The sequence below is a fragment of the Alicyclobacillus fodiniaquatilis genome, from assembly GCF_042678105.1.
Lineage (GTDB): Bacteria > Bacillota > Bacilli > Alicyclobacillales > Alicyclobacillaceae > Alicyclobacillus > Alicyclobacillus fodiniaquatilis.
Window position 1 is genome coordinate 227,409 of sequence record NZ_JBHUCX010000004.1, and the last position, 9,421, is coordinate 236,829.

The 9,421-nt window shown below is 50.5% G+C and carries 6 protein-coding genes; 4 read left to right on the forward strand and 2 right to left on the reverse strand.

The window, feature by feature from the left end:
• Positions 1 to 131: 131 nt before the first annotated feature.
• Both ACFSB2_RS01775 and ACFSB2_RS01780 read right to left on the reverse strand, forming a co-directional pair.
• Positions 132 to 1,250, reverse strand: a complete 1,119-nt coding sequence (locus tag ACFSB2_RS01775) for an ATP-binding protein (protein ID WP_377940843.1) — start codon at positions 1,248 to 1,250, stop codon at positions 132 to 134.
• Between the two features lie 122 nt (positions 1,251 to 1,372).
• Positions 1,373 to 2,080: a Na-translocating system protein MpsC family protein gene (locus ACFSB2_RS01780; RefSeq protein ID WP_377940844.1), complete on the reverse strand. Its 708-nt coding sequence runs from the start codon at positions 2,078 to 2,080 to the stop codon at positions 1,373 to 1,375.
• A gap of 170 nt (positions 2,081 to 2,250) precedes the next feature.
• Between ACFSB2_RS01780 and ACFSB2_RS01785 the strand changes: the two genes are divergently transcribed.
• The 4 genes from ACFSB2_RS01785 to ACFSB2_RS01800 all read left to right on the forward strand — a co-directional run bounded on the left by ACFSB2_RS01785 (position 2,251) and on the right by ACFSB2_RS01800 (position 8,934).
• Positions 2,251 to 3,192: an aminotransferase class IV gene (locus ACFSB2_RS01785; protein ID WP_377940845.1), complete on the forward strand. Its 942-nt coding sequence runs from the start codon at positions 2,251 to 2,253 to the stop codon at positions 3,190 to 3,192.
• Positions 3,193 to 3,428: 236 nt separating this feature from the next.
• Positions 3,429 to 5,834 carry a 3-hydroxyacyl-CoA dehydrogenase/enoyl-CoA hydratase family protein gene (locus ACFSB2_RS01790; RefSeq protein WP_377940846.1) on the forward strand — a complete coding sequence of 802 codons (2,406 nt, stop codon included), beginning with the start codon at positions 3,429 to 3,431 and terminating at the stop codon, positions 5,832 to 5,834.
• Between the two features lie 97 nt (positions 5,835 to 5,931).
• On the forward strand, positions 5,932 to 7,113 hold the full coding sequence (locus tag ACFSB2_RS01795; RefSeq protein WP_377940848.1) for an acetyl-CoA C-acyltransferase: 1,182 nt from the start codon (positions 5,932 to 5,934) through the stop codon (positions 7,111 to 7,113).
• A gap of 48 nt (positions 7,114 to 7,161) precedes the next feature.
• The gene (locus tag ACFSB2_RS01800) at positions 7,162 to 8,934 is read left to right on the forward strand and encodes an acyl-CoA dehydrogenase family protein (RefSeq protein WP_377940850.1); all 1,773 of its coding nucleotides are present in this window, start codon (positions 7,162 to 7,164) and stop codon (positions 8,932 to 8,934) included.
• Positions 8,935 to 9,421 lie beyond the last annotated feature (487 nt).

The window sequence follows — 9,421 nt, forward strand, 5'->3', positions numbered from 1 at the left end:
TAGCTTCCTTTAATACCTTTATAATGGAGGAGCCAGTCGCCTTGCCTGGGTAATTTCCCAAAGTAGGTTGGCGAATCTGCCAATCTCGCGCTTTGAACCTCATTGCAGTTGACCGGCTGTCTGTTTTGACATTATGTATGGGCTGGCAAGACAATGCGGACGGTCGTCCCTTTGCCGACTTCACTGGCAACTTGGATATCGCCGCCATGCGCTTCGATGATCTTGCGGCTGATCATGAACCCCAACCCCGTTCCCTTTGACTTGGTTGAAAAAAACGGCTTCCCCAACTGATTGAGTCGATCCGCCGGAATCCCTTGTCCATTGTCGATGCACGCGAGATGCACGTTTCCTTCATCTGCCGTCAGTTTGAGGACCATGTCTCCACCATGGGGCATGGCTTCAATGGCGTTTTGCATCACGTTGATCAGCACTTGTTTGAGTTGATTGGCGTCACATGCCACCAGTGGAATCTTATTGCCAATTTCTGTTTTCATCACGACATTGTTCAAAGCAGCTTGGGCGTAGAGCAGGGTTGTCACTTCCTCAAGAATGTATTTCATATTCGTGGGTTGAATATTTATCACATGTGGTTTGGCGAGCAACAATAGTTCGTTCAGAATCATTTCAATGCGATCCAGCTCGCCGCGCATGATGTCACAATATCGTCGTTGGTCACCCATCGCCGTCGCGTGCAATATCTGTGTAAACCCTTTGAGCGCGGTCAGCGGGTTGCGCACTTCATGTGCAATGCCGGCGGCGAGTTGGCCGACGGCAGATAATTTTTCAATTTTCATCATCGCTTCATCGGTCGTATTTTCGGTGATGAATTTGTGACTGGACTGGATATCCTCTAGTTTCTGTTCGGCTTCTTTTTGCGCGCTGATGTCTTGGACAATGCCTGCAATCACGCGCGATGCGGGTGTAGGTGCAGCTGTGGCCTGTGCGTGCAAAAACCGTATGGAGCCATCATCGCGTTTCATTCGATATTTGACGTCAATGCGTTCTGCGCGCGCTTTGGCGATAGCTGAACGCACAACAGTCGCATCTTCCGGCAAAATCATCTGTAAGATGGCATGCAGCGGGATCGGCTCATGGCTGGGCTTGAGCCCGAAAATGTGATAAGTTTCCTCGCTCCAGACCGATACATGTGTATCCAAATCCAGTTCCCACAGACCAACACCAGCGAATTGCAGTGCGCGCCGCAGTTTTGAACATTCTTTTTCGGCAAGTTTGAGACTTTGATCCTTCAAACAATACACACTCCTTTTGTCAAACGGCGCGCAGACACATAAAAAGCCGAACGAGACACGTTGTGTCTCATTCGGCTCATGTCTAGCTCGCGTCTAGCTCATACCCGCCAAATTGATGATGGTCACTCGTTCAAAACAAATGCGATGACACTTTTATCGCGAACGAAATCCCAGTCCAAAAAGATGTCAATGACTTTTTTATTCAAACTCGACTCAAAGTGATTGCTGTTATGAAGGTATCGTTTTTCTAAGTTTCCCTTCGCGTACTTCAGCGCAATTTCATACCCTAGCCGAATCAATTCCTTCTCAATGGCAACCAATATGCCGTTGCGGATGACGATAAGCGTTCTGCGATTCAATTCACATGAATACGTTTCATCAGGCACCTTTTGCGCCTGTTGACTGATATCATCCACTTCGCGGTGAACTTGCGCTTTTCCGACGTACGTTTCATTTACTGGTGGCGCAGCAAAAGGCTCGACAGAAATGCCAATCATCATGCCTGACCGGTTGTGCAATCCCCAGTCGTAATAGAGTTCTTGCAACTCGATGCCTGTGATAAAAAGAATGCCTGTTTTGATTTCAGGGATCAGTTTTTCCATCAGGGTTGCCCGCGTGGAGACGACCATCGCTTCCTGGCGTTGTTCCATCAGGATTTGTTCAGTGGGGGACATAAAATTCCGCAGATACACGGTGACAAAATGTCCGCCAATGGAAACAAAAGTACCCTCGGGCCCTTTGCCAAAACTATCCCGCAATAATCTGCCGATGTATGCCCCAAGTTCCTTTTGCTGAGAATTATCCAAATTGGTCATTCCTTCATCAGGCACAGGCGCTATGTCCTCTGCCCCAGATTTATCATAATTTGATTTGACAGTATTTTCAACCCGATTGTTTACGGCTATGCGGAGACAGGTGGTTTGAGAATGGATTTTCACATGTCCCCAAGCCCTGTTGTGATATGATGACTGTAACTTTTGACAAAGTGAGGGGGTTGCGTATGGCTGTGATAGGCTATTACAACGGCCGTTTTGTCGATCCCGCCGAAGGCGTCGTACCCATTGAAGAGCGTGGTCATGAGTTTGGCGACGGCGTCTATGAGGTGATCCGGGTCTACGCTGGGCGGCCGTTTCTACTTGAATGGCATATTGAGCGATTGCTGAACAGCCTCTCGGCGGTGCGGATCGCATCACCGCATGATGCGTTGGGCTATAAGGAACTGATTCAAACCGCCATCGCGAAAAGCGGTGAGCGCGAGGCGTCGGTTTATCTGCAGGTGACACGCGGCGCGGCGCTGCGGAACCACTTGTTCCCAGAAGGGGAGATTGCGCCAGCTGTCAGTCTGGTGGTTCGCCCCGTAACCACTCATCCTTCTGCCTGCGTTGGGACATTGCTGGCTCAAGCTGATGAGCGCTGGGCAAACGTCTATATCAAAACCATCAATTTACTGCCGAATATTCTCGCCAAGCAAACGGCGCATGACGCGGGGGCAGATGAGGCGCTGCTTGTTCGTGACGGCTACATGCTGGAGGCCGCTAGTTCAAATTTGTGGTTCGTTCGCGATGGCGCGCTCATCACAGCGCCGACGGACAGGTACATACTGCCTGGCATCACTCGGCGGTTTGTGCTCGACTTGGCCGCAGATTTACAGATTCCCGTCTATGAGCAAAAATTGCCTTATACACAGTTGGCGCGTGTTGAGGGGATGTTTCTCACGGGGACGACGACAGAAATTTTTCCAATCGGTGAAGTGATTACACATCCTCATTGTCCAATCGAAGCGACATTGCCTAGTGTCGCACCACATCCGTTGGCGGTGGAGCCAGAAGGATGTACGAGGATATGGCAGGCTGCGAATTTGGAACTTGTTCACCAATTGCGTTCTGCGTTTGACGCGCGAATTCAACAATTCAGAAATGCAAATGCGGCATCGACCACTTGAGTTGAACATGGGCAGGCTTTGAGCCTGTCCATTTTCGCTGCGTTATTTGAATTGAACTGACATCTTGGCGCGCGCATATACGATAAATCGCTTGACTGACATTTTCATGTGTTTGCTGATATAAGATACACCGAGACGGGCGTTCTATACAGCGATTTAGGGTTTTTGCTAACATGGAGTGAAATGATCTACCGACCGGTCGGTCAAAGGGAGGTAGACGAAGGAGGATTGTCATCGTGACCCTCAATATCCGCAAAGCAGCAGTTTTGGGTGCGGGCGTCATGGGCGCGCAAATTGCCGCCCATTTGGCAAACGTGGGCATTTCCGTGCTGTTGCTTGATATCGTACCGGATGCGTTGACACCTGAGGAAGCGGCAAAGGGATTGACTTTATCTTCACAAGCGGTGCGCAATCGCTTTGCTGCGCGTGGGGTGGCGGCTGCAAAAAAAGCCAAGCCAAACGCTTTTTATGATGAAACGGCTGCAGAATTGATTTCAATTGGCAACATGACAGACCATTTGGCGCGGCTGAGCGATTGTGACTGGGTGATTGAAGCGGTCGTAGAGCGGTTGGAGATCAAACGGGATGTTTGGCAAAAGCTTTCTTCCGTGGTTGCACCGAAAGCCATCCTCTCGACGAACACATCAGGCATCTCGTTGGCAGACATGGTTGAAGGCCTGCCTATATCTTTGCGAAAACGGTTTCTGGGCACGCATTTCTTCAACCCTCCGCGCTATATGAAATTGCTTGAGTTGATTCCCGGGTCGGACACGGATGCAGACGTGATCGAAGCCATGCGTGAATTTGCCGAACGCCGTTTGGGGAAAGGCGTGGTTTTCGCCAAAGATACGCCAAATTTTATTGCCAATCGCATTGGGACATACGGTCTGGTCGCCACACTGGACGCTATGGGGCAATATGGACTCGGTGTCGATGAAGTCGATGCGCTCACGGGAACGGTCATTGGCAGGCCGAAAAGCGCCACATTCCGCACGTTGGATCTCGTTGGTCTCGACACGTTTGCAGATGTTGCGGCGAATGTGCGCCGATCAGTCAGTGACGCTGCCGAACAAAAAGCGTTTCAATTGCCGCGCTATATTGAACACATGCTGGAGCAGCGTTGGTTGGGCGAGAAGACACAGCAGGGGTTCTATAAGCGGAAGCGCACTGAGAGTGGGAATGAAATCCTGGCATTAGATTTGGAGAACTTCAGCTACCGCCCACGCAAGAAAGTCGTTTCTCCTACTTTTGAGGCGGCGCGTGTCTCGAAATCGTTGCCGGAAAAATTGCGCGCCATGGCTTACGGCAAAGATGCGGCTGCACAGTTTGTCTGGAACGTTTTGAAGCGCACCTTGCTCTATACTGCACAGCATCAAACTGAAATTGCCGATGACATCATTGCGGTTGATCAAGCGATGAAATGGGGTTTTCATTGGGAACTTGGCCCATACGAGATCTGGGATGTGTTGGGTGTTGAACAATCGGTTGCCCGCATGCGTGAAGAGAGGGAACAAATTCCGGAATTTGTGGAGATGCTCCTTGCAAGTGGCAAGCGCACATTCTATGCGTCTGCAGAATCCGGTCAATGCCTGTTCTATGTCGGTAAGGAGCACTTTAAAGCGGCGGAGAAACCTGTCGAAAAGCTGACGCTTGCCGATTTTAAGGCAAGAAATGGCGTGATCCACAAAAACAGCGGCGCCAGTCTCATCGATATTGGCGATGGTATTGCGGCGCTGGAAATGCATTCGCTAAAACAGGCGATTGGCAGTGATGTCGTGGCAATGATGCAATATGCGGCCAAAGAAGTAGAGGCCAATTGGGACGGACTTGTCATTTATAACGAGGCAAAAAATTTTTGCGTTGGCGCCAACTTGATGTTGATGCTGATGGAGGCTCAGGATGAAAACTGGGATGAGATAGAGCTGATTGTTCGCCAGTTTCAGCAGGTGGGCATGCGGCTGAAGTATCTGTCCAAACCGGTGGTTTCCGCCCCGCACAACATGGTGCTCGGCGGCGGCGTTGAACTGTGTTTTCCCGCAACGCGCGTGCAAGCATCCGCAGAGATCTACATGGGACTTGTTGAAACGGGGGTGGGGCTCATCCCGGGCGGCGGCGGGAGCAAAGAGATGACCCTGCGTGCGACAGAAAACTTGCCGGAGACGACGGAGATGCGATTTGACGGCTATATTCGTCAACAGTTTGAGACGGTTGCCATGGCCAAAGTTTCAACCAGCGCCCGTGATGCCAAACGGTTAGGTTATCTGCGAGCGACGGACGGCATCAGTGTCAATCGCGACTACCAACTCTATGACGCGAAGCAAGTTGCCAGGATACTGGCAAACAGTGGTTATCATCCAGAGCAACCAAAGAAAATCAAAGTGATTGGGCGGGATGGAGCGGCCATGCTCAAAACGGGCGTGAACAGTATGCGCCAAGGCGGGTTTATATCGCAGCACGATGCGAAAATCGCCACCCATTTGCTCAATATTTTCACCGGCGGCAATGTGCCGCGTGGCACAGAAGTGACTGAAGATTATCTATTGAGTTTAGAGCGTGAAGCGTTTTTAAGTTTGATTGGCGAACCCAAAACGCAAGCGCGCATGCAGTACATGCTGACCAAGGGCAAGCCGCTGCGCAATTGATGTCAAGCGTCATACTCGGGGACTTGTGAAAAAATCTTCAGTCATTCAAACTGATGGATTTTCACATGTCCCCTGGGCAATCAGAGGAGGGAGTTCTGTGAAAGAAGCCGTGATTGTGGCTGCCGCTCGTACGCCAATCGGCAAAGCGGCACGGGGCAGTTTGCGACATTCGCGCCCAGATGATTTGGGCGCCATCGTCATTCAGGAACTGCTCAAACGGGTGACTGGCGTAGACAAAACGGCGATTGAAGATGTCGTCGTGGGCTGCGCGATGCCAGAGGCAGAGCAAGGGATGAATGTAGGCCGCATCATCGCCCTGCGCGCAGGCTTGCCGACAAGTGTGGCGGGAATGACCATCAACCGATTTTGCAGTTCTGGCCTGCAGTCCATTGCCATCGCGGCGCAACAAATCATGACGGGAATGGCAGATGTCATTGTCGCTGGCGGCGTGGAAAGCATGAGTATGGTGCCTATGACAGGATATCATTTCGCGCCGAATCCAACGCTTGTAGATCAGTTGCCGGAAACCTATATGAGTATGGGCCACACGGCCGAGCGTGTGGCAAAGCGATTTGGCATCACGCGGGAGGAACAGGACAGGTTCGCTTTGCGGAGTCACCAGTTGGCGGCGGCGGCGATTGACGCGGGGAAGTTTCAAGCCGAAATTGTGCCAGTGCCAGTGCGCGATGTCACCGTCTCTGATGATGGGCGTGTCGTCGAGCAGACCAGCATATTTGACAAAGATGAGGGCTTTCGCCGGGATACGTCTCTGGAGCGGCTTGCACAACTGCGGCCAGCTTTTCAATTGGGGGGAACGGTGACCGCCGGCAATTCGTCCCAAACGAGCGATGGCGCTGCGTTTGTGCTCATGATGTCGGCTGAACGGGCGCAGGCGTACGGCTTGACGCCGCTTGCGGCATTTCGGAGCTTTGCAGTGGCTGGTGTGGATCCGGACATCATGGGCGTGGGCCCTGTGGCCGCGGTGCCGAAGGCGCTCCAGATTGCGGGTTTGTCGCTTGCGGACATTGGGCGGATCGAGCTGAATGAAGCGTTTGCCGCACAGGCCATCCAGGTCATTCGTGGACTGGAGATGGAAGAGGCCAAGGTCAATGTCAACGGCGGCGCCATCGCGCTTGGTCATCCACTTGGTTGTACAGGGGCGCGCTTGACGGTGAGTCTTCTTCATGAGCAGAAGCGCACCCGTTCGCGTTTTGGGCTTGTCACCATGTGTATTGGTGGAGGTATGGGGGCTGCGGGCGTGTTCGAGTGCTTTGTCTAATCGGCCACGCATTGCAATTTACCTTGGATTTGAGGGGGCGCAAAACAAATGAGCGCAGAACTATCGCGAAAACCTGCTCGTGGCGCATTCTACTTGATTGAAGATATTGAAGCACAGCAGATATTCACACCTGAAGATTTTACGTCTGAACACCAAATGATCGCTGACACAACCAGAGCGTTTGTCACCAACGAAATCAGACCGAACCAAGAACAACTCGAACACCAAGACTGGGATTTGACGGTGAAATTGCTCCGCAAGGCCGGGGAACTTGGGCTTTTGGCTGTGGATGTACCGGAGTTGTACGATGGTCTTGGGGCAGACAAAGCATCGAGTGCACTGATATCGGAAAATCTGAGTCGCGCAGGCTCGTTCGCGTTGACACACGGCGCGCATGTCGGGATTGGCACGCTGCCCATCGTCTTCTTTGGCAATGAGGAACAAAAGCAAACGTATTTACCCAAATTGGCGAGTGGTGAATGGATCGCGGCATATGCGCTGACCGAGCCAGGCTCTGGTTCGGATGCACTGAGTGCAAAAACGACTGCCAAGTTGTCCGCAGATAAACAGTACTTTCTTTTGAATGGCACGAAGCAATACATTACAAATTCGGCATTTGCCGACCTTTTCATCGTTTATGCAAAAATTGATGGCGAGCACTTTTCCGCCTTTATTGTCGAAAGAAATTATGAGGGTGTCTCCACTGGGGTGGAAGAAAAGAAAATGGGCATCAAAGCGTCATCTACACGCCAGCTCATTCTCGAAGACGCGAAGGTGCCAGTGAAAAATTTGCTGGGTGAGCCTGGGCGAGGTCACGTGATCGCGTTTAATATTCTAAACATCGGCCGCTACAAACTGGCAGTCGGCAGTGTTGGCGCCATGAAAGAAGCGTTAGAACAATCCGTGTCCTATGGGAACGCGCGCAAACAATTTGGCACACCGATCACCAGCTTCCCGCTCATTCAGCAAAAAATTGCCCGTATGAATACTTTGACCTATGTGACCGAGAGCATGACCTATCGTGCGACTGGGGATATCGACGCGCAACTTTCCTCGGTCGACACAACGGATGGCGCCGCAGTTGCCAAGGCCATTGCCGAGTACGCGCTCGAATGTTCTGTATTAAAGGTCTTTGGTTCTGAAGCGCTGGACACAGTCGTCGATGAAGGTTTGCAAATTCACGGCGGCGCAGGTTTTATTCAGGATTATCCAATTGAACGCATGTATCGCGATTCGCGCATCAATCGCATTTTTGAAGGAACCAATGAAATCAACCGCATGCTCATTCCCAATACGCTTTTGCGCAAAGCGATGAAAGGCGAACTGCCACTGCTGCAAAAAGCGCAATCCCTGCAGGAAGAATTGTTGATGCTCATGCCGCCGTCTGGTGAATGGGACACGCTGGAACGCGAGACACACATGTTGGCCATGATGAAAAAGACCTTCTTGTTTGTCGGTGGGTTAGCAGTAGAGAAATATCAACTGCAACTTAAAGACGAACAAGAAGTACTCGCCGGCTTAGCGGACCTGGCCATCTTGGTGTATGCGCTGGAAAGCGCGTTGCTGCGCGCCAAAAAAGTGCTTGCTTCAGGAAAAGACGCTGCAAATCTGGTAGATATGACGGCTGTGTTTGCCGAACACGCGTTCACCGTGACAGAGCAAACGGCGAAAACGCTGCTGGCGCACATCGCAGATGGCGATATGTTGCGTACCCAATTGGCCATTCTCAAAAAACTGACTCGCAATTTTCCCATCAACGCCATTGCCATCAATCGTCGCATTGCACAGCGGGTGATTGCTGCGGGGAGATATCAGGTCTAGTTACGTGTGATATTGTAAATAAGTGATTTTTAGCCTTTTCGAAGTGTTCGATGTTCACTTTGAGGAGGCATTTTTGTGTGCAAAAATGGATGTTTGTTAGGGAATATTAATCCTATCAATCAAATTATATATTTTTATGTAATTATTCGTGTATTTGATGAAGCATAGGGAGTTATTAAAATATTTTTTTGTTGACAAACAGAAAAATCAGAATTATTATCTCGTTAATTAAGTAATGAATCATATGTTTGGATATGAACTTTAGGTTTTGTAGGGGGATGAACGTTCTTTTGTGCAAGTTTATTTTGCGGAGGTGATTTATAGAAAATTTAATAATGTAAGGGCATTCAATTGCGGACCACATCATACGTGATGTTTCTGCATGCTAGGAGCGTGTCCGAGTATTTCAGCTTAGAATTTCTGTAATTGAGTCCTAATTCCAAAATTCTCATTAATGGTCAATGACATTCCGCACTGGTGTTGTTCT

Bases quoted from the DNA above. Each gene is read 5' to 3' on its own strand.
- ACFSB2_RS01785 (WP_377940845.1), top strand. From the start codon at position 2,251: ATGGCTGTGATAGGCTATTACAACGGCCGTTTTGTCGATCCCGCCGAA.
- ACFSB2_RS01800 (WP_377940850.1), top strand. From the start codon at position 7,162: ATGAGCGCAGAACTATCGCGAAAACCTGCTCGTGGCGCATTCTACTTG.